Source organism: Leptolyngbya sp. FACHB-60 (assembly GCF_014695775.1).
Classification (GTDB): Bacteria; Cyanobacteriota; Cyanobacteriia; order Phormidesmidales; family Phormidesmidaceae; genus Nodosilinea.
Window position 1 is genome coordinate 137,707 of record NZ_JACJOX010000028.1, and the last position, 17,976, is coordinate 155,682.

The 17,976-nt window shown below is 57.8% G+C and carries 19 protein-coding genes; 11 read left to right on the plus strand and 8 right to left on the minus strand.

Annotated features, from left to right (window positions below; translation table 11 throughout):
- Positions 1–82: 82 nt before the first annotated feature.
- The 3 genes from H6F57_RS11775 (at position 83) to purD (ending at position 3,279) form a co-directional block, all read left to right on the plus strand.
- A complete protein-coding gene (locus tag H6F57_RS11775) occupies positions 83–514 on the plus strand; it encodes a response regulator (protein ID WP_190629730.1) in 432 nt (143 codons plus the stop codon).
- A gap of 49 nt (positions 515–563) precedes the next feature.
- Positions 564–1,838 carry a hybrid sensor histidine kinase/response regulator gene (locus H6F57_RS11780; protein ID WP_190629729.1) on the plus strand — a complete coding sequence of 425 codons (1,275 nt, stop codon included), beginning with the start codon at positions 564–566 and terminating at the stop codon, positions 1,836–1,838.
- A gap of 163 nt (positions 1,839–2,001) precedes the next feature.
- A complete protein-coding gene (gene purD, locus H6F57_RS11785) occupies positions 2,002–3,279 on the plus strand; it encodes a phosphoribosylamine--glycine ligase (RefSeq protein WP_190629727.1) in 1,278 nt (425 codons plus the stop codon).
- 195 nt (positions 3,280–3,474) lie between these two features.
- On the opposite strand, the gene H6F57_RS11790 is transcribed toward purD, so the two are convergent.
- From H6F57_RS11790 to H6F57_RS11805, 4 genes are all read right to left on the minus strand, one after another.
- Positions 3,475–4,308 carry a DUF3598 family protein gene (locus H6F57_RS11790; protein ID WP_190629725.1) on the minus strand — a complete coding sequence of 278 codons (834 nt, stop codon included), beginning with the start codon at positions 4,306–4,308 and terminating at the stop codon, positions 3,475–3,477.
- 43 nt (positions 4,309–4,351) lie between these two features.
- Entirely contained in the window at positions 4,352–4,840 is a 489-nt protein-coding gene (locus H6F57_RS11795; RefSeq protein ID WP_190629723.1) for a molybdenum cofactor biosynthesis protein B, read from the minus strand.
- 14 nt (positions 4,841–4,854) lie between these two features.
- Positions 4,855–5,190 carry a photosystem II reaction center protein Psb28 gene (gene psb28, locus H6F57_RS11800; protein ID WP_190629721.1) on the minus strand — a complete coding sequence of 112 codons (336 nt, stop codon included), beginning with the start codon at positions 5,188–5,190 and terminating at the stop codon, positions 4,855–4,857.
- A 123-nt stretch (positions 5,191–5,313) separates the two neighbouring features.
- Complete coding sequence (locus H6F57_RS11805) at positions 5,314–5,973, minus strand: hypothetical protein (protein WP_190629719.1); 660 nt, start codon at positions 5,971–5,973, stop codon at positions 5,314–5,316.
- A gap of 134 nt (positions 5,974–6,107) precedes the next feature.
- Here H6F57_RS11805 and H6F57_RS11810 point away from each other — a divergent pair, with 134 nt between their 5' ends.
- Together H6F57_RS11810 and H6F57_RS11815 are read left to right on the plus strand one after the other, a co-directional pair.
- The gene (locus tag H6F57_RS11810; RefSeq protein ID WP_242024978.1) at positions 6,108–7,532 is read left to right on the plus strand and encodes an MFS transporter; all 1,425 of its coding nucleotides are present in this window, start codon (positions 6,108–6,110) and stop codon (positions 7,530–7,532) included.
- 248 nt (positions 7,533–7,780) lie between these two features.
- Positions 7,781–8,386, plus strand: coding sequence for a fasciclin domain-containing protein (locus H6F57_RS11815; protein ID WP_199294728.1), 606 nt, complete (start codon positions 7,781–7,783; stop codon positions 8,384–8,386).
- Between the two features lie 126 nt (positions 8,387–8,512).
- Here H6F57_RS11815 and plsY read toward each other — a convergent pair whose 3' ends face one another.
- Positions 8,513–9,163: a glycerol-3-phosphate 1-O-acyltransferase PlsY gene (gene plsY / locus H6F57_RS11820; RefSeq protein ID WP_190629717.1), complete on the minus strand. Its 651-nt coding sequence runs from the start codon at positions 9,161–9,163 to the stop codon at positions 8,513–8,515.
- A gap of 224 nt (positions 9,164–9,387) precedes the next feature.
- A complete protein-coding gene (locus tag H6F57_RS11825) occupies positions 9,388–9,672 on the minus strand; it encodes a hypothetical protein (protein WP_190629715.1) in 285 nt (94 codons plus the stop codon).
- Between the two features lie 115 nt (positions 9,673–9,787).
- On the opposite strand from H6F57_RS11825, the gene H6F57_RS11830 reads away from it, so the two are divergent.
- The 6 genes from H6F57_RS11830 (at position 9,788) to H6F57_RS11855 (ending at position 15,323) form a co-directional block, all read left to right on the plus strand.
- Complete coding sequence (locus tag H6F57_RS11830) at positions 9,788–10,189, plus strand: VOC family protein (RefSeq protein WP_347279968.1); 402 nt, start codon at positions 9,788–9,790, stop codon at positions 10,187–10,189.
- Between the two features lie 206 nt (positions 10,190–10,395).
- A complete protein-coding gene (locus H6F57_RS11835) occupies positions 10,396–11,478 on the plus strand; it encodes a D-alanine--D-alanine ligase family protein (protein WP_190629711.1) in 1,083 nt (360 codons plus the stop codon).
- Positions 11,479–11,656: 178 nt separating this feature from the next.
- Positions 11,657–12,334, plus strand: coding sequence for a response regulator transcription factor (locus H6F57_RS11840; protein ID WP_190629709.1), 678 nt, complete (start codon positions 11,657–11,659; stop codon positions 12,332–12,334).
- A 313-nt stretch (positions 12,335–12,647) separates the two neighbouring features.
- Positions 12,648–13,664: an ABC transporter substrate-binding protein gene (locus tag H6F57_RS11845; protein ID WP_190629707.1), complete on the plus strand. Its 1,017-nt coding sequence runs from the start codon at positions 12,648–12,650 to the stop codon at positions 13,662–13,664.
- Positions 13,665–13,725: 61 nt separating this feature from the next.
- Positions 13,726–14,520, plus strand: coding sequence for an ABC transporter ATP-binding protein (locus H6F57_RS11850; RefSeq protein ID WP_190629706.1), 795 nt, complete (start codon positions 13,726–13,728; stop codon positions 14,518–14,520).
- Between the two features lie 92 nt (positions 14,521–14,612).
- On the plus strand, positions 14,613–15,323 hold the full coding sequence (locus H6F57_RS11855) for an ABC transporter permease (RefSeq protein WP_347279969.1): 711 nt from the start codon (positions 14,613–14,615) through the stop codon (positions 15,321–15,323).
- 145 nt (positions 15,324–15,468) lie between these two features.
- Here H6F57_RS11855 and infC read toward each other — a convergent pair whose 3' ends face one another.
- Together infC and H6F57_RS11865 are read right to left on the minus strand one after the other, a co-directional pair.
- Positions 15,469–15,963, minus strand: coding sequence for a translation initiation factor IF-3 (gene infC, locus H6F57_RS11860; protein ID WP_347279970.1), 495 nt, complete (start codon positions 15,961–15,963; stop codon positions 15,469–15,471).
- Positions 15,964–16,200: 237 nt separating this feature from the next.
- Positions 16,201–17,958 carry a CHASE domain-containing protein gene (locus H6F57_RS11865; RefSeq protein ID WP_199294729.1) on the minus strand — a complete coding sequence of 586 codons (1,758 nt, stop codon included), beginning with the start codon at positions 17,956–17,958 and terminating at the stop codon, positions 16,201–16,203.
- Positions 17,959–17,976 lie beyond the last annotated feature (18 nt).

A 17,976-nucleotide genomic window follows, 5' to 3' on the forward strand; every position in this document is an offset into this window, starting at 1 on the left:
CCCTGGTATCAACCCGTTAAGGGCACGCCCTGATGCCACTGCTGATGCGATCGAGCCTCTGCTGTCGTCGCAGGAGCATGCTATGGCAAAGCGTACCGTCAACGTTCTACTCGTCGAAGACGACGAGGTAGATGTAATGAACGTTCAGCGAGCCTTTAAACGCAACCGCATCGAGAATCCTCTCTATATCGCTAGCAATGGGCTGGCGGCACTCGATATGCTGCGCGGTAGCGACTCTGAGCCACCGTCGATGCCAGAGCATCGCCGTTTGGTGCTGCTCGACATCAATATGCCCAAGATGAACGGGCTAGAGTTTCTCCAGGAGCTTCGCCAGGATGAATCGCTAAAGTCTACGCCAGTCGTTGTGCTGACTACCTCTGACGCCGACCAAGATCGCCTCGAAGCCTATCGATTAAATGTAGCAGGCTATATTCTAAAACCAGTTGCTTTTGCTACCTTTGCAGATGTAGTGGCGGCCCTCAACCAGTACTGGGCGCTGTGTGAAATTCCATAACCAGACTTGTTGGAATCCGCCGTGGGTAGCAGAGGTAGGTATTGAGCGGATGGGCAAAGCGCTAGAAATTCTGTTAGTGGATGACGATGCTGTCGATCGCATGGCCATCTGCCGGGCTCTAGCTCGCGCTGATTTACGAGTTGAAGTCACTGAGGTGACCAGTGCTGAGCAGGCGATCGCCAGCCTCAAAAGTCGCACCTACGACTGCGTTTTTCTAGACTACCGCCTGCCCGAGCAAGACGGCCTATCGCTGATCCGTCAGTGGCGGGCCGAGGGTGTAACCATTCCGCTGGTGGTGCTGACTGGCCAGGGCGACGAACAAATTGCCGTCGACTTGATGAAGGCTGGTGCTAGCGACTACCTCATCAAAACTCGGGTGTCGCCCGATCGCCTAGCCCTGCTGTTGCGTAACGCCCTGCGCATGTACGAAGTGGAGCGACGAGAAGCTAAAGTCATGGCCCAGCTCCAGCAGACCAATAAGCTGCTCACCCAGCAGAACGAAGAACTAGAGCGCCAGCGTCGCTACATTGAAGACCAAAACCTCAAGCTGCTAGAGGCCTACCGGGTCAAGTCTGAGTTTTTGGCCACCATGTCCCACGAGCTGCGCACACCGCTAAACGCCATTTTGGGGTTTTCGCAGATTCTCGACAGCCAGTCGAAGGGGCCTCTAACCTCCCATCAGGCCGAGATGATCAGGCGCATTTTCACCAATGGCAAGAACCTGCTCAACCTGGTGAACGACATTCTTGACCTGTCTAAGCTAGAGGCCCAGCGATTGACGCTGAACCTGACCCAGGTCAATCTCCACAATCTGGTGCAGACTACGTTGTTAGATTTGCGATCGCTGGCTGACGGCAAAGCCCTCACCCTAAAGAGCACCCTCCAGCTCAACAACCCAGTAGTGACGAACGACGAACACCGGCTACGCCAGGTGCTCACCAACCTGGTATCTAACGCTATCAAGTTTACCGATCGCGGTCAGGTACACGTCACCCTCACCGAGACCGCCTCTGATCAAATTTCTCTCACCGTCGCCGATACCGGCATTGGCATTGCCGAAGAGCAGCTGCCCCACATTTTTGAGGCCTTTCGCCAGGTCGACCAAACCATTCGTCGCCAACGCCCTGGCACCGGGTTGGGGCTGGCCATTGTCCAGTCGTTGGTCGGCATCATGGGCGGCACCATTGTCGTTAATAGCAAGCAGGGGCAGGGGACGACCTTTGTAGTCACGCTGCCTCGGCAGATTTCACTACCGCCAGAAACCTTTAGCCTAGATGCTGATCTAGTTGCTCAGCCGCTGAGCCTGAGCCTGAACACGGAGTAGGATGGGGCCAGGGTTGCAAAAGAGGGGGCTAGAGAACGGACGAACGCCCCAGCGATCTAGGATCTAGGCCATTTCAGTAGCATCTATCCACCCTGAGTAAAGCCGCCATCCATTTACGGTGGCAACGTGGGAAAATAAGGTTCGCATTTTTGGAAAATTGCCTGTGAAAGCTCTTGTGGTCGGCAGCGGTGGCCGTGAACATACCCTGGCCTGGTCGCTGCTGCGATCGCCCAAAATCACCGAGGTGGTCTGCGTGCCGGGCAATGGTGGCACTGCTACCCTGCCCCACTGCCGCAATCTGGCTATGGCCCCCACCGACTTTGAGGGCATCGCTCGCTTTGCCCTAGTCAACAACCTAGAGCTGGTCGTGGTCGGCCCCGAGCAGCCCCTAGCCGAGGGCATTACTGACTATCTGCAAGAGCAGGGGCTCAAGGTGTTTGGCCCCTGCCAAGCGGGGGCGCAGATCGAGGCCAGCAAGGCCTGGGCCAAGGCGCTGATGGTTGAGGCGGGTATTCCCACCGCTAAAGCCGAGGTCTTTGAAGCAGAAGCGGCTGCCCTCTCCTACCTAGAGCAGCAGGGTGCCCCCATTGTGGTGAAGGCCGACGGGCTAGCGGCAGGCAAAGGCGTCACCGTGGCCCACACCTTAGACGAGGCGATTCAAGCCGTCAAGGATGCGTTTAGCGGCAAGTTTGGGGCCGCTGGCCACCAGGTAGTGATCGAAGAATTTATGACCGGCCAGGAGGCTTCGGTGCTGGCCATCACCGATGGGAAGTCCATTCGCCCCCTGGTGCCTGCCCAAGACCACAAGGCGATTGGCGAGGGCGACACTGGCCCTAATACTGGCGGCATGGGAGCCTATGCCCCTACCCCGGTGGTGACCCCTGCCATTATGGAGCGGGTGCAAAAGGAGGTACTAGAACCGGCGATCGCCACCCTGCGCGATCGAGGCATCGACTATCGCGGCATTCTCTACGCCGGGCTGATGATTACCCCCCAGGGCGAACCCAAAGTGGTGGAGTTTAACTGCCGATTGGGCGACCCCGAGACCCAAGCCGTGCTGCCCCTGCTCGAAACCCCGCTGGAAGAAGTGATGCTAGCCTGTATCGAAGGGCGGCTCGACACCCTAAAGCTGCAATGGAAGCCGGAAGCCGCCGCCTGTGTGGTGGTGGCCGCCGAGGGCTACCCCGACAAATTCCCTAAGGGCATGGAAATTGTTGGCTTTGAAGAAGCGGCCGCCACCGGAGCGCTGGTGTTTCACGCGGGCACGCGCCGCCGGGGCAACAGCATTGTCGCCGATGGCGGCCGCGTGCTGGGGGTGACGGGTCTGGGCGAAACCTTTGAGGCGGCGATCGCCAATGCCTACGAGGCGATCGACAAAATTTGCTTTGAGGGCATGTACTATCGCCGCGACATTGGCTACCGAGTGAAAGGGCTGTCTTGAGGCGAGAAACCGGGTTTTTGCCATAGGAAAAGAGCGAAGCTAGAAAAGCGAAAAATGAAAAAAGTGCCTGACAGGCTCGGATCCTGGTACTTTAGGCTGTCCTGACCCAGGCTCACCTACTGTAAGGCTTGGGCGGAGCCGTTCTCAAAGTGTCCCTAGAGGAGAAAGCTACCAGGACAATCCCTGTCGGGATGGCTATAGTTTTTGCTCAGTCACCAGGGTCAGACTTTCCCAAGTGCCCTGGGCATTGTAGGTGCGAATTAGCCGCTGCCGCAGAGTCGGCGTAATTAGCCAACCCGCTTCTAAAAACAGCGGCTGCCCCGACTGAATCTCGGTGGGAAAAGTGGCCGAAGCCCCTGCCGGTAAGAGTAAGACTGTAACAGGCTGGCTACCCTGCTCAAATCGCAAGGTCGAGCCCACCAGCTGGCCCTGGGACTGGATAGCTGGACTGTTGCCAAAGGTGAGAGTTTGGGTAATCACGCGATCGCTCTCCCGCTGAATCTCTAGCCGGGTCGCCATTGACTGCTGGGGCTGCCAGTCAGGGAATACCGTGGTGGCCTCCCCCACCCAGGTGCCGAGCAGCTGATCCACTGTGAGCGCGGGGCGAGGGGTGGGTTCGGTGCCGGCCAAATGCTCTCGGATCAGCGTCAGACTGCCGAGGGTGGGCTGACGAGGAAAAATTTGGGCTACGCGCAGGCGATTGCTACCGTGGATCAGGCCCAGCTCGGCCCCAAACTCGCTCACCGGGCTACGCTGAATCGACCCTTGAGAAAAGGCACCAGTTTCACAAAACAGCACGCCCCGCCCGAGGGAGCTGTATTCCAATACCGTTTCGCTGGGAGGCTGGCCGAGGGGGCGCTTGCGAATCTCCTGGCGCATCGTGTTGCCCTCGTTAAGCGGAATCAGCGCCACCTCCGAGGGCGTGTCTTGCAAAATTTCCCCCGTCGGCGACACCTGGGTAAATGACCCGACCCAGGTGCCCTGGTTTTTGAGTAAACGCGCCCACTGAGTCGAAGTCGCCGAGGTCATAGTGCGGTGAAGAGACAATCGCGTGAAGAGTTTAATGGCAAATTTAGCTTTGCATCAGGCTAACCAGGTGAGGCAACTCTGGCAAAATGAGTGCCTCCATCGCCAGGGTCACCGCCTTGCTAGACCCCGGTAGCGAGAAAATTAGGGTGGATTGGTACACCCCGGCCACAGCGCGGGAGGCCATGGCGCGAGAACCAATTTCTTGAAAGCTGAGATGGCGAAAGATTTCCCCAAACCCCGGCAGGGTTTTCTCTAGCAGGGCGGCGATCGCATCGTAGGTAGTGTCGCGAGGGGCAATGCCCGTCCCCCCGGTGAGAATGATGCAGTCAACCTGCGCGGCCAGGGTCTCGCACAGCGGGCAAATCTGCTGCGGCTCGTCGGGGATGATGCGATAGTCGATCACCTGGTGGCCTGCCTCGGCCAGCAAGGTTTGCAGGAGTTGCCCGCTGCGATCGCTCTCGACGGTGCGGGTGTCGCTCACGGTAACTACCGCACAGCGCACCGGTCTGCCTAATGCCGGGGGATGGGCCATGGCTAGAGTCGTACCTAGCTTTTGGTAAAGCCCAACCCGTTTTGCTCGGCGTAGCGGTTCATAAACCGCATAAAGCGATCCCACTCGGCTTCGCTCTTCATCACGTAGGTGGCCTCAATGCCCGCTGGTTCGCCGTTGACAAATTTGCCGTTGACATCGCGGCTCGACATCTCACCTTCTTCGTCTACCAGATACATGCCGGTGATTTCAACTCCATCCTGCTGGGAGAGCGCCTGGGGGTGGTCGAAATAGAAGGTAGCAGTGCCGTCTGAGCCATCCTTGGCGCGAGTGAGGCGCACATCGGGAATGACGGGTTCTGCAATACCACGGGAAAATTGAATCTCGGCCATGCCAAAGGTCCTAATCTAAGAATGCCATTTATTAAGGTTTATTCTCGCACGATACCGGAACCGGATCTGACGCGGGAAGTAACTCTGCCGCAGTCGCGGGCTCAAGCCGCCGACTCAGTATCTTTAAGGGGTGCTGCTGGGGGGATCAGCCATCGGCTCGGCGGTCAGCACCGTGAATGATTCAGCTAGGGCCACGGCTTCCTCGGGGCTGACGTCTTCACAGGTCTGGAGCGACTCAAACAGGTCGCCAATGTAGGTCGCCCCAACCAGGCGGTAAGCGCCAGAAGATCCCAACATCCAGTCGGTGAATAGGTTGGAGTCAGGGAACTGGGCCCGCAGATTGGCATCGGTATAGGGGCCATAGTTGAGACCGTAGCCCTGGTCACCAAACAGCGGCGGCTGAATGGGGGTGCGGCTTTCGGTGGCGGGGGAGTCGCCAATGCCCTCGGCGGCAAACTCGACGGCAAAGCACTGGCTACGGTCGTTTTGGTAGACCACCAGATAACCGGGGCCTGTATTGCTGGAGTCAACTCGCATTTCTGCGATCGCAAAGGACGGCGGCACCTGCCCTGGCACCACCACCTCAACCCCTAGACTGGTGAGCTGGCTAGTTTGGGTGGGCGACATTTGAGCTAAGAAGGCACCTTCAGGGGGCGGCGGCGGGCCTTCAGCGAGAGGGGTATTGAGGGGGGCCGAGGGGTTGGCGGTTGGGGGTTGGCGATCGCAGGCACTGGCCAGCCCTATGACCAGCAGCGCCGCCGCAACCTTTGTCTGGGTTGTCATGGTGGCTCTATCACCCGCTAAACGATATCGCCGCTATCTTATCGCGTTGCTCGATCGCCCCGACCACCTTAAAAACCGCCATCCCAGTTGAACCTATGACATGATATTGCTCTGTTGATCTGGAGTTCCGTTCGTTGGCTAAGCTATCGCCTCTGCCTTTTTCGGTCAAAGTGTTCTACGGCGTGGGCGAGCTAGCGGCAGCGGTGCCCGCCAGCATGTCAGCGTTTTTTGTGCTGTATTTTTTTACCTCCGTGGCGGGGCTGAGCCCGGCGCTGGCAGGCTCAGTGCTGCTGTTTGGCCGCGTGTGGGATGCCATCAACGACCCGATCATTGGCTGGCTGAGCGATTGCACCCAGTCACCCCTGGGTCGCCGCTTTCCCTGGATGTTGGGCGGGGTAATTCCGCTGGCGATCTGCTCGGTGCTGCTGTGGGTGGTGCCGCCTTTCTCAACCCAGATGGGGGTGTTTGTCTACTATATTGTGCTGTCAATTTTTGCTTTTGCGGCCTTTACGGCGGTGCAGCTACCCTACACGGCCTTGGCGGCGGAGCTGGCCGACGACTACGACGAGCGCACTGACCTGATTGGCATGAAGTCGGCGTTTAGCATTGGGGCCAGCATTTTGGCCCTGGTGATGGCCCAGATTGTATTTGCGCGGGTAGCCGACCCGGCCCGCCAGTACGCGCTGTTGGGAATGCTGTCAGCCAGCTTGGCCCTGGGCGTAATCGGCATCTGCGTGGCGGGTACCTACCGACGCTACTGGCAGGTGCAGCAGGGCCGCCCCTCGCTGACGGGCGATGTGGCTCCCCCGGCGCTGCTCAACCAGCTGCGCACCGTATTTCGCAACGGTGCGTTTCGCCAGGTTTTGGGCCTCTACCTCTGCGGTTGGATGAGTGTGCAGGTGACCGCCGCCATGCTGCCCTATTTCGTCGGCGCTTGGATGGGCTTGCCGGCGACTCACTTTGCCCAGATGGCTCTGGCAGTGCAGGGAACCGCGATCGCCATGCTCTGGGGATGGGATTGGGTGGCCAAGCGCACGGGCAAGCGAACGGTATTCTTGCTAGGAGCGCCTTTGGCGGCGATCGCCCTAGGCGGCCTGGCCACGGTGCAGCCAGGACAGGTGATCTGGATGTATACCCTGGGGGTAATTGCGGGCATTGGGGTAGCGACCCTCTACATGGTGCCCTTTGCCATGCTGCCCGATGTGATTGATCTCGATGAACTCAACACCGGCCTGCGCCGGGAAGGGCTGTACTTCAGCGCCCTGGTGTTTTTGCAAAAGCTGGGGTTGGCCCTGGCGCTGTTTGTCTCTGGTCAACTGCTGAGCTGGACCGGCTACGCCGCCAACGCTAACCCCCAGCCCGCTGCTGCGCTCACCGCCATTCGCCTGCTGATTGGCCCGCTACCGGCACTGCTGCTAACCGGGGGGCTGTGGTTTTGCTACCGCTACCCGATTACTCGCGATCGCCATCAGCAAATTTTATTGGCCCTACAGCAGCAGCGCCAGCAGCGGTTTGATAAAGAAGCCAACCTTGGCTCAGACGCCGCCTCAGGAGAATAGTGTCTCAGGCCCAGCCCGGCTCTCGAACCAGGTTTTCTGGCGGAGATTTTTTTTTGGCAGCGATCGGCAACCTAGGGTTCTACCCTGCGGTAGAGGAAGCGATCAATAGCGATCGTTAAGGTACGTTAAGTGTTTTGACGAAGCGCTTTAATAATATCGTTCTCATGAGGCGTGCCCCTTGAGGCGTGATTATTCGCCCCCGATTTCGCACTTCTGTGCATGCAACTTTGAGCGTAAGGATTGTTTTTATGGCTATTATGCGTTCCTCCAAGACAAAGCAGTGGATGGTTGGTTTGGCCAGCGTGGGCGCTGCAGCGCTGCTAGCGGCCTGTGGTGCGTCTGAGCCTACCGTTGAGACGGAAGCCACCCCTGGACAAGACCCCATGGCCACCGAAGAGCCCGCAGTCGGGACTGATTCCATGGCTGAAGGCGACACCGTAGTTGATGTGGCCGCCAGTGACGAAGATTTCAGCATTTTGGTGGAAGCGATTGAGGCCGCTGATTTGACCGAGACCCTCAGTGCCTCTGGCCCTATGACCGTGTTTGCCCCCACCAACGAAGCTTTTGAAGCCCTGCCCGAAGGCACCCTAGACGAACTGCTGCTGCCTGAAAATCAGGATCTGCTGCGTCAGGTTTTGACCTACCACGTGCTTCAGGATGAAGTGCCCGCCGCTGAAGTCACCACGGGTGAACTGCCCACTGCCGCTGGCACTCCGGTCTCCATCCAGGTGGACGATGCCACTGGTGAGGTTATGGTCAACGAGGCCATGGTGGTTACTCCCGACATTCAAGCCAGCAACGGCGTCATCCACGCCATTGACCAGGTCATTCTGCCCCCTGGCCTGACTCTCTAAGATTAGTTAGTGGGTCAGACGCTGATGCTAGCGTTTGACCCAACCTCGTCAACTCTCTGACTCCCTGTAAAGAATCCCCAGACGCAACTTCTAACCGAGTCTGCTCCTGGGGATTTTTTGGCTGGGTTAGCCACTTTGATCGGAGGACTGCTGACCTAAACGCGGTTCGGTACCAGCTAGTAGGCGATCGATATTGCTGCGGTGGCGCAAAATCACGTAGAGCGCTCCCAGCGCGCCTAGCACGGCGTAGGGCAAGGGCTGGCCAGTGATGACCATGAGCAGGCTCGCCGCGATCGCCGCCACTATCGAACTCAGCGACACAATGCGGCTCAGGGCCAGGGCCAGGGCAAAGGCGATCGCCGCCCCCACGGCCACCGGCCAGGCTAGACCAATCAGCACTCCCAATCCCGAAGCCACCGATTTGCCGCCGCTAAAGTTAATCCACACCGATTTGCTGTGGCCCACCAGGGCTAACAGCCCGGCCCCAACCGCCACCCACGGCTGCCAGAGAGCATCGAGGGCAGCCAGAGCCGCCACCTGGGGCCAGATTAGCGCTACCAGCAGCACCGCCATCAGCCCCTTGAGCAGGTCGATGATGAGAACGGCGATCGCCGCGCCTTTGCCTACAGTTCTCAGCACGTTAGTCGCCCCCGTGCCCCCCGAGCCATACTGCCGAATATCAATGCCCTTGACCCCCTTGGCCACCAGATAGCCAGTAGGAATCGAGCCCAAGAGATACGCCGCCACCAACAGCAGCACAATTGCTAGAACTGCCAACGCTCTATGTCCTTAAATACGTGGTGTAACCCAACCCAGTGTGACTCGGAGCATCTCCCACTACGTCTGGCCCAAAAGGGCTGTGGATGCCGCTCACCAATTCCAGTCTAGGAGGATTAGGACGCTACATTGGGGGGGCGGCAAGAAAAGTCTAAGGACGAGCCTGGTCTACTGGCCAAAGGCTATCTCCATTAGGGCTAAGCACCCCAGAGAACGTCTGGTGCTTAACCCGCGGCGGCGCACAGGCGCTCGATCACCTGTTCAGCTGTAATCAATCGCTTGAGCACCACTTGGCCAATCGGTTCGCTAGTCACGCCCTCGGGTTTAACCTCGATCATCAGCACGGTTTCTTCGACTTGGTAAAGCCACAGGGTCTCTCCCTGCTCTTGAATTGACAGGTTGAGGCGGCGTATATGGGGCTTGCGCTGCCAACCTAGTTCATTCCATAGGCCACCAAACTCCCATACCCGGCCCGTCACCCAACCATCTGAAAGAAAAAAGTATTTCACCGCTCACTCTGCCACACCATATATCAATGGCATTATGCACCGTGACGACCCACTGGCCGCAGGCCTCACCGATTTAAACGCTAATGATAGTTAAATCAGCCGGGGTTCGCCCATGATTCAGATTGCCGCACTCGACCATCTGGTGCTCACCGTGGGCGATATCTCCCGCACCCGCGAGTTTTATCAGACTGTGCTGGGCATGACAGCGGTGACCTTTGGCGACGATCGCCAGGCCCTGCGCTACGGCCAGCAGAAAATTAACCTGCACCAGGCCGGAGCGTCCTTTGCCCCCCACGCCCAAATACCCACACCTGGTTCAGCGGATCTGTGTTTTCTTATGACCGGCTCCCTGGATGCCGCCGTGGATCACCTCCGGACCAGCGGAGTGCTTATTATTGCTGGGCCAGTGCAGCGTACTGGGGCCACGGGAATGCTGCTGTCAATCTACATTCGCGACCCCGATGGCAACTTAATCGAGCTGAGCGTACCGGCAGGCCCATCGGACGATAGCGGTTGAAGGCCCTGGGGCGAGCCAAACTTTTTGGCAATTGTCCGGATGGAAGCTATCTCATTCGTATTAGAGAAAGGTAGATGCACCCTGATTGTTAGCCCTAGGATACCTGGAGGGATCCTAGGGCTTTTTTTTGCCTAAAGTTAGGGGCTGGTTATCCAGCAGCGCTGCTGTGATACCCTATCCGCAATTGGCGCGATGGTGAGGTTCACATGGCAATAACGGTAGGGCTATTGTTTGGTGGCTGCTCTGGGGAGCATGAGGTGTCGATTCGCTCGGCCCAGGCGATCGCCCGCGCTCTGGCCAGCGGCAGCAATGCCCAAAAATATACTGTGCTGCCGGTCTACATTCGCAAAGACGGCGTTTGGCTAGCTGGTGCCATCGCTGCGTCAGTCCTGACCGCTGGTGTGCCTCCCCAGGAAATGCCGGAAGCTTCGGCGGCCACCGCCCGCGATCGCCTGCCTCAGTTTGATCAGATAGCCGATATTGATATCTGGTTCCCAGTGCTGCATGGCCCCAACGGCGAAGACGGCACGGTGCAGGGTCTCTTGACCCTAATGCAGCAGCCCTACGTCGGTGCTGGGGTGTTGGGCTCGGCGCTGGGCATGGATAAAATTGCCATGAAAACGGCTTTTGCCCAGGTCGGGCTGCCCCAAGTAAAGTACCTGGCGGTGAGCCGAGCGGAGGTGTGGTCTAACCCCTGCGTGTTTCCGAAGCTGTGCGATCGCATTGAAATCGAGCTGGGCTACCCCTGCTTTGTTAAACCCGCCAACCTGGGCTCGTCGGTGGGCATTGCCAAAGCCACCAACCGCAAAGAGCTAGAGGCCGCCCTCGACAATGCCGCCAGCTACGATCGCCGCATCATTGTCGAAACCGGGGTGGTCGCCCGCGAGGTAGAGTGCGCTGTGCTGGGCAACGACAACCCCAGAGCCTCGGTGCTGGGCGAAATTACCTTCCAAAGCGATTTTTACGACTACGAGACCAAATACACCAGCGGCCAGTCGCAGCACACCATTCCGGCCCAGGTGCCCGAAGCGATCGCCCGCCGCATTCAGGAGATGGCAATTACGGCATTCCAGGCGGTGGATGCCGCTGGCATCTCGCGAGTCGATTTTTTCTATGTAGAGGCGACTGGGGACGTGCTGATCAACGAGATCAATACCCTACCCGGATTCACCGCCACCAGCATGTACCCAATGATGTGGGCGGCCAGTGGCGTAAGCTTTGAGGAACTGGTAGACACCCTGATTCAGCTTGGGTTTGAGCGCACCAGCACCGTAGATTCAAAGGAATAGTCCACGGCTTCACGGCGTCCTGTCAGTGGATTACGCCTGTCTTCGCTTCTGGCTAACGCCGCTATCTAAGTGGCAAAGACAGGTGATTCTTTGTGTCGTAGATAACAATTGAGGGCGAAGTACTGGGGCAGCATACCCCTGGGGGCGGTTGAGTCTTTGAGGCCCCATAACTAACCCCATGCGTATTTTGCTGATAGAAGATGACGGACACCTGGCCGACTCCCTGGCCGAAATTTTGCTGGCCCATCGCTACATCGTTGACTTTGCCCGCGATGGCGAAGCCGGCTGGAACCAGGTTAGCGCGATCGCCTACGACCTGATTTTGTTGGATGTCACTCTGCCCAAGCTCGACGGCATGGGGCTGTGTCGGCGGATGCGCGATCGCGGCTTCACCACTCCCGTGCTCATGCTCACCGCTCGCGACACCAGCTCCGACAAGGTCATGGGCCTTGATGCCGGGGCCGATGCCTACATGGTCAAACCCTTTCACCTAGAGGAACTGCTGGCTCAGGTGCGTGCCCTGTTGCGGCGGGGCCAGACCAGTTTTGTCCCAGTGCTGAGCTGGGGTGCCCTCAGCCTGGACCCCAGCACCTATGAGGTCAGCTACAGCCACACCCCCATTCACCTCACCCCCAAGGAATTTGCCCTGATGGAGGCGCTGCTGCGCTACGGGCGGCGGGTGCTGAGCCGCAGTGCGATCGTCGAGCACATTTGGACTTGGCAAGAAGCCCCTAGCGAAGACACAATCAAAACCTACATCAAAAACCTGCGCGCCAAACTCAGGGCCGCCGGAGCCCCCAAGGATGTGATTGAGACGGTGCACGGGCTGGGGTATCGGCTAAGGGCGATCGAGTAGAGGGCGATCGCCATAAAGCCTTCGGGTTGGCTACGCCCGAGGCAAGGTCTACTCAAGAATTCACCATAGCTAGAACCTAGGGGTTTTCAAAACCTCTGGGTTTTTTAATAAGAATTATTGTTGTAAGGAATCGCCCACATTCTCCCCGATTCCTTCACCAATTAATCCTTAAAACCTTCCCGCTAGGTCTGTAAATTCAGTTCCCAAGTCCTAACGATTTGGGCACTACGTTATTTCCTGAATCAGAAAGTTTTACTTATTTTCTGTATCCGTTGATGCAATCGTATCGCAATTTTAGGAGTTTGTGGAAACCATGGTGAATATTCGTAGGCGACATTTTCTTCAGCTCAGCGTCGGGGCAGGGTTGGCCATAACCGCCCATGCCTGTAGCCAGCCCCAGCCAAAGGTTACTCAGGGAGACGGCAGCGAATCTCCAGGTAAAATTGCGATCGGTTTTTGGCCGGTAGCCTCAGGGCTGCCGTTGTTTGTGGCCGTTGAGAAAGGCTACTTTCAAGCAGCGGGTTTAGAGGTGGAAGCAGTCAGGTTTGCCAACCCCAACCAGGTAGCTGAGGCACTAATTGCCGGACGGTTGCAGGGTACGGGCAATGGTGTTGCCAGCGGGGCGTTGGGCCTGGCCGAAATTACGTCACCAGGGCTATTTAAAATCCTGACCTCTAACCCTAGCAACGTTGATTATGTTCTCGACCAGGTGATTGTGAGGCAGGATAGCGATATTAAAACGATTCAAGATCTCAACGGCAAAGCCTTTGCCACAGGGCCGGGGGCGCAGAATTTGGCGATCGCAGAGGCCATCCTCAGCGCTGCCGGGGTGGCTGACCCCAAGGTGCAGCAGCTGGAGATTAGCCAGCACGTGGCGGCGATCGAGTCAGGACAAATTGACGCCGCCTACACCCTAGAGCCGACCGGCACCGTCGGGGCCGTCAAAGGCATTACCCGCGTGCTCGAAAATGGCGTCGTGTCGAAGTACATTTTGGGCGACGCCAAAGCCCCGTGGTTTGGGGGGTCTGCTGCCCTGAGCAGCAAGTTCGTCGAGCAGTATCCCGAGACCACAGCTGCCTACGCCGAGGCCTATCGCCGTGCTGTGCAAAACATTCGCGACAACCCCGATGAAGTGCGCCAGTACCTCACCGGCTATACCGCCATTGAGGGCCAACTGGTGGAAAAGGTGCCTTTGGTGGGCTACACCATGTACGACGAGTTCACCCCTGAAGACATCGCCTACTTCCAAAAATACTTTGACTTTATGACCGAGAAAGAAATTTTCTCGCGCCCCATCGATGTGGCTGCGCTGATGTACAAACCTGCGTAACTCACCAGCCTACAGAAGATTTAGAGCAACTTAAACTCTTCAGCAATCGGGAAGACCGCCCATGATGCTCGATACTCAACCCACTCAAGCGATCGCGCCGCCAGAGCACTTTGTCTCGGTCAAGGGGCTGTGCAAATCCTTTGGCAATGCCGTTCTATACGATAACTTCAACCTTGATCTGGCCAGCAACCAGCTAGTGTCGGTTTTTGGCCCCAATGGCTGCGGCAAATCGACGCTGATCAACATGATCAGTGGCCTCACACCCTTCGACTCTGGGGAAATTCTGATCCACGACAAGCCGATTCGCCGCGCCCGGATTGGCTACGTGTTTCAGAACTACCGGGAGGCGATGCTGCCCTGGCTTAGCGCCTTCGACAACATTGCCTACCCGCTGCGGGTGAAGGGGGTGCCCGAGGCAGAGTGCCGCGATCGCGTCGAAACCCTGATTCAAACCTTCAATATTCAGCTCGATCTGAAGCGCTACCCCTATAGCTTTTCGGGCGGGCAGCAGCAGCTAATTTCCATCCTACGGGCGCTGGTCGCTGACCCAGAGGTGTTGTTTCTCGACGAGCCCTTCTCGGCGCTGGATTTTGAAACCACGCTGTTTGTGCGCGACAAGCTCCAGGAAATTTTTGAGACCACCAAAATTCCCATGTTTATGGTGGTGCACAACCTGGAAGAGGCAGTGTTTCTGGCTGACACGGTGCTGCTGCTCAGCAAGCGCCCTACCCGCTTAGTGGAAATGGTGTCGTTCACCGCTCCGCGCCCCCGCACCCTTGATACCCTATCGTCGCCAGAGTTCATTGAAACCAGCCGCCACTGCTTAGATATCTTTCGCCAGGAGATGCGCAAATGACCGCTACCCTCTCAAAGCCCCAGCGCCGCACTGCGGGCCGCCCATTCCTGCAAAACCTGGATCGATTGTTGCCCCTGGTGGGGGTGGGGGTGATGTTTGGCCTCTGGTGGCTAATCGCCGTGTCGGGTTGGGTCAACCCGGTGTTGCTGCCCACCCCTTGGGCTACCCTCGGCGCCCTGATCACCGCTATGACCACTGGGGATATGTTCATCGACTTTTTCGCTAGCGTGGTGCGCACCTTTAGCGCCTTTTTGCTGGCGGCGGTAGTGGGCGTACCCCTGGGGGTGCTGCTGGGCAGTTCTGAAAAGCTTTACCGCAGCGTCGAATTTTTGATCGACTTCTTTCGCTCGACCCCGGCCAGCGCGCTGATTCCCATGTTCATTCTGTTCTTTGGGGTGAGCGATTTTTCGAAGGTGATTATTGCCGCCTTCAGCGCCCTGCTGCTGATTGTGTTTAACAGCGCCTACGGGGTGTTGAATGCTCGCCAGTCGCGCATTTTGGCGGCCAAGGTAATGGGGGCCAACCGCTGGCAGGTGTTCAAAGACGTGCTGGTGATGGAGAGCCTGCCGCAGACCTTTATCGGCCTGCGCAGCGGCATCAGCATTGCGCTGGTGATTGTGATCGTGGCGGAAATGTTTATTGGCACCGAGCAGGGCTTGGGCAAACGGATTATCGATGCCCAGCAGGTGCTAAATGTGCAGGACATGTACGCGTCGATTTTGATTACCGGGCTGCTGGGCTACGCGCTCAACGTGCTGTTTTTGCTGGGCGAAAAGCGCGTGATTCACTGGAGCGGTAAGTAGCCGGGTGGGTGGCGGTTTGCGATCGCCCTGGCGCTTGTGAGCAGGCCCATCTGGGGATACTAAGTTTAGCTATTGAAACAGTCCTTCAACACAAAAACAGGGGTCGAACGGCCCCTGCTTTTCTTTGGTAGACTGTGCCGACAGGCTACGACGGCGATAGGAATAGGGTGAGGGCACGGTGGTCAAGGGATTGCACCTTACCGGCATTGTTCAGGTCTTCTACCACCCGGTTCAGCAGATCGGTGGCGCGATCGCGGTGCTGGTGTTCTCGTCCCCGCAGCCGCACTAAAAACTTGACCGAATCCCCTTTACTTAACCACTCAGTGGCTCGGTTGATGCGCAAGGTATAGTCAGATTCGCCAATATTGGGGCGAAACTTGACCTCTTTGACGGAGGGGCGAGAAGTCTGTTTCTGGCGCTTATTCTGCTGATACTGAAGCTTGCCGTAGTCCATGATTTTAGCCACGGAGAGGCCATCTTCACTGGGAGAGACGACCACCAGATCGAGCTTGCTCTCTTTGGCCATTCTGAGGGCCTCTCTGGTGTCGGTAACGCCCAAATTTTCGCCAGTCTGAGTGATCAGTAAAACCTCAGGGTCTCTAATGTCGCGGTTGACAATGGCTTTCTGTTTTTTAGCGATAGGTCAAATCTCCAAATTCTGCAAGAAGTACGTAGGGAGCGTCTCTGGAATGAAGCTTGTCCCAACAGCCCTCATGATCCTCACGTGAGGAGGTCGAATAGACCTGAGACAGCTCAACCTTAAGATACTCTCAGAGCTTAGCCTGTAGGTATTTCAGCTAGCCTATGGTTAATGTACTCTTAATGTCTACACTACGTTGGGCCGATCCCAGCCACATCCCTCCACCGATGGGTTCCCTCACTCTAGCGGCAATGCCACGGTGACGGTAGTGCCCTCGCCCTCAATGCTGTCGATGTGCCAGGTGCCTCGGTGCAGGGTTACAGCCGCGTGAACGATCGCCAGCCCCAGTCCGCTGCCAGGCCTGTCGCCCACATTGCTGCCCCGCTGAAAGGCCTCGCGAATGGAGGCGAGGTCGGCGGTAGGAATGCCCCGGCCAAAATCCTGTACCGTCAGCGTTGCCACCTCCCCATCGCTATTGAGCGAGATTTGAATGGAACTGTCGCTGGGGGAATAGTTGGCGGCGTTGAGCAGCAGATTGGTGAGCAGCGATCGCCCCAGCCGACGATCCCAAAAGGCTTTAATCGGCTCAGCTGGGTGGCTAAAGCTGAGGGGCTGACTAACTTGGGGCTGCACCTCAGCGATCACCTGCTGGCAGAATAGGACCGTATCTAGCAGCACCGGGTTAAACTCCAGCTTGCCCGCCTCGGCTCGGGTGAGGGTGAGCAGGTCGGCAATCTGCTGCCCCATATGCTGAGCCGTGATTAAAATGCGATCGAGTTTGGTTTGGGCTGGGCCGGCCTGCGATCGCGCCATATCCTCTCGCAGCGACTCTGCCGACAGCAAAATGGTGCTCAAGGGCGTGCGCAGCTCGTGGGAAGCCATAGAAAAGAACCGCAGTTTCAACTCTCCCAGCTGTCGAGTGTGGACTAGTTCGGCCTGTAGGTTGTGCAGGAATAGCGCCAAACTGGCGGTTAGCAATAGCCCGGTTAGCAGGGTGAGCGGTGCGCCGTAGCTGCGGCGCAGGCCGTAGGTGGCAGTGGGGGCAAATACCACCTGCCACTGGCGCTGGCCCAGGGTCAGCAGGCGGGTGCAGTCTTCTGGGCGAAGGCACACCGCTGAGTGTGGTTGCACTAAACTGGCCGGCCCAGCCACTACGGTTTTGCTCACCGCCTCGTATTGACCCAAAAACTGCCGTTCTGGCGCAGCATTTTGGTCATAGAGGACAAAGTCAATTTCATAGCTTAGCGGTTGCAGCACCTCCTCAACCACATCTGCCACGCGAAACACCCCCAGCAAAATGCCCTCAAACTCGGCCTCGCGGGTCGGCTGATCGGGTGGCACGACCCCGCCGGGGTAGAGCGGCAGCACCACCAAAAAGCCAAACTGGTCGCGCGGCTCTTGCACCAGGCGAATGCGCTCGGTGGCCATAATTCTGCCGCTGGCTCGGGCGGACGTAATGGTAGCGGCGCGGGCCGTGTCGGAGCTGAGGTCGTAGCCCAGCGCCGCCTCGTTGTTAAGAAATGGGGCCACGTAGGTGACTGGCAGGTATTCCCTGCGATTGGCCGCCCGCCGCAGCTGGTTGTCTGGCGAAAGTTCAGTAATCTCAAAGTTGGGATAGCCCTCGGCCTGCACCCTGGCCTCAAAGGCGGCGCGATCGCTTTGGCGTACCAGTGGAGCCCATTCTAAGGCCTGGATACCGGGGTAACTGATCAGCGATCGCGCCACAAACCCAGCAAATGACTGCCGCGATACGGGTTCTTCCGCCACCTGGTAATAGTCCTGCAAAAACGTCAGCACGTCGGTGTAGCGGTTGAGACTGCGTTGCAGAGCCGTGGATAGATTCTCGATCTGCTGCTGAAACTGAGCCTGGCGTTGCGAAGCCTCCCACTGACTGATTAATAGAGTCGCCGCCACCGACAGCCCAGCCCCCAGCCCTAGGGTCAGCCCCATAATTGTTGAGTAGCGCCGCGAGGACTTAAGCAAAACATCTTTCAAGGCAGCATCCAACCGCAG

Coding starts and splice junctions, on each gene's coding strand:
- H6F57_RS11835 (WP_190629711.1), top strand. CDS start 10,396: ATGGCAATAACGGTAGGGCTATTGTTTGGTGGCTGCTCTGGGGAGCAT.
- H6F57_RS11795 (WP_190629723.1), bottom strand. CDS start 4,840: ATGGCCCATCCCCCGGCATTAGGCAGACCGGTGCGCTGTGCGGTAGTT.
- H6F57_RS11845 (WP_190629707.1), top strand. CDS start 12,648: ATGGTGAATATTCGTAGGCGACATTTTCTTCAGCTCAGCGTCGGGGCA.
- H6F57_RS11850 (WP_190629706.1), top strand. CDS start 13,726: ATGATGCTCGATACTCAACCCACTCAAGCGATCGCGCCGCCAGAGCAC.
- H6F57_RS11855 (WP_347279969.1), top strand. CDS start 14,613: ATGTTTGGCCTCTGGTGGCTAATCGCCGTGTCGGGTTGGGTCAACCCG.
- H6F57_RS11790 (WP_190629725.1), bottom strand. CDS start 4,308: ATGACCTCGGCGACTTCGACTCAGTGGGCGCGTTTACTCAAAAACCAG.
- psb28 (WP_190629721.1), bottom strand. CDS start 5,190: ATGGCCGAGATTCAATTTTCCCGTGGTATTGCAGAACCCGTCATTCCC.
- H6F57_RS11805 (WP_190629719.1), bottom strand. CDS start 5,973: ATGACAACCCAGACAAAGGTTGCGGCGGCGCTGCTGGTCATAGGGCTG.
- H6F57_RS11780 (WP_190629729.1), top strand. CDS start 564: ATGGGCAAAGCGCTAGAAATTCTGTTAGTGGATGACGATGCTGTCGAT.
- H6F57_RS11840 (WP_190629709.1), top strand. CDS start 11,657: ATGCGTATTTTGCTGATAGAAGATGACGGACACCTGGCCGACTCCCTG.
- H6F57_RS11815 (WP_199294728.1), top strand. CDS start 7,781: ATGGCTATTATGCGTTCCTCCAAGACAAAGCAGTGGATGGTTGGTTTG.
- H6F57_RS11775 (WP_190629730.1), top strand. CDS start 83: ATGGCAAAGCGTACCGTCAACGTTCTACTCGTCGAAGACGACGAGGTA.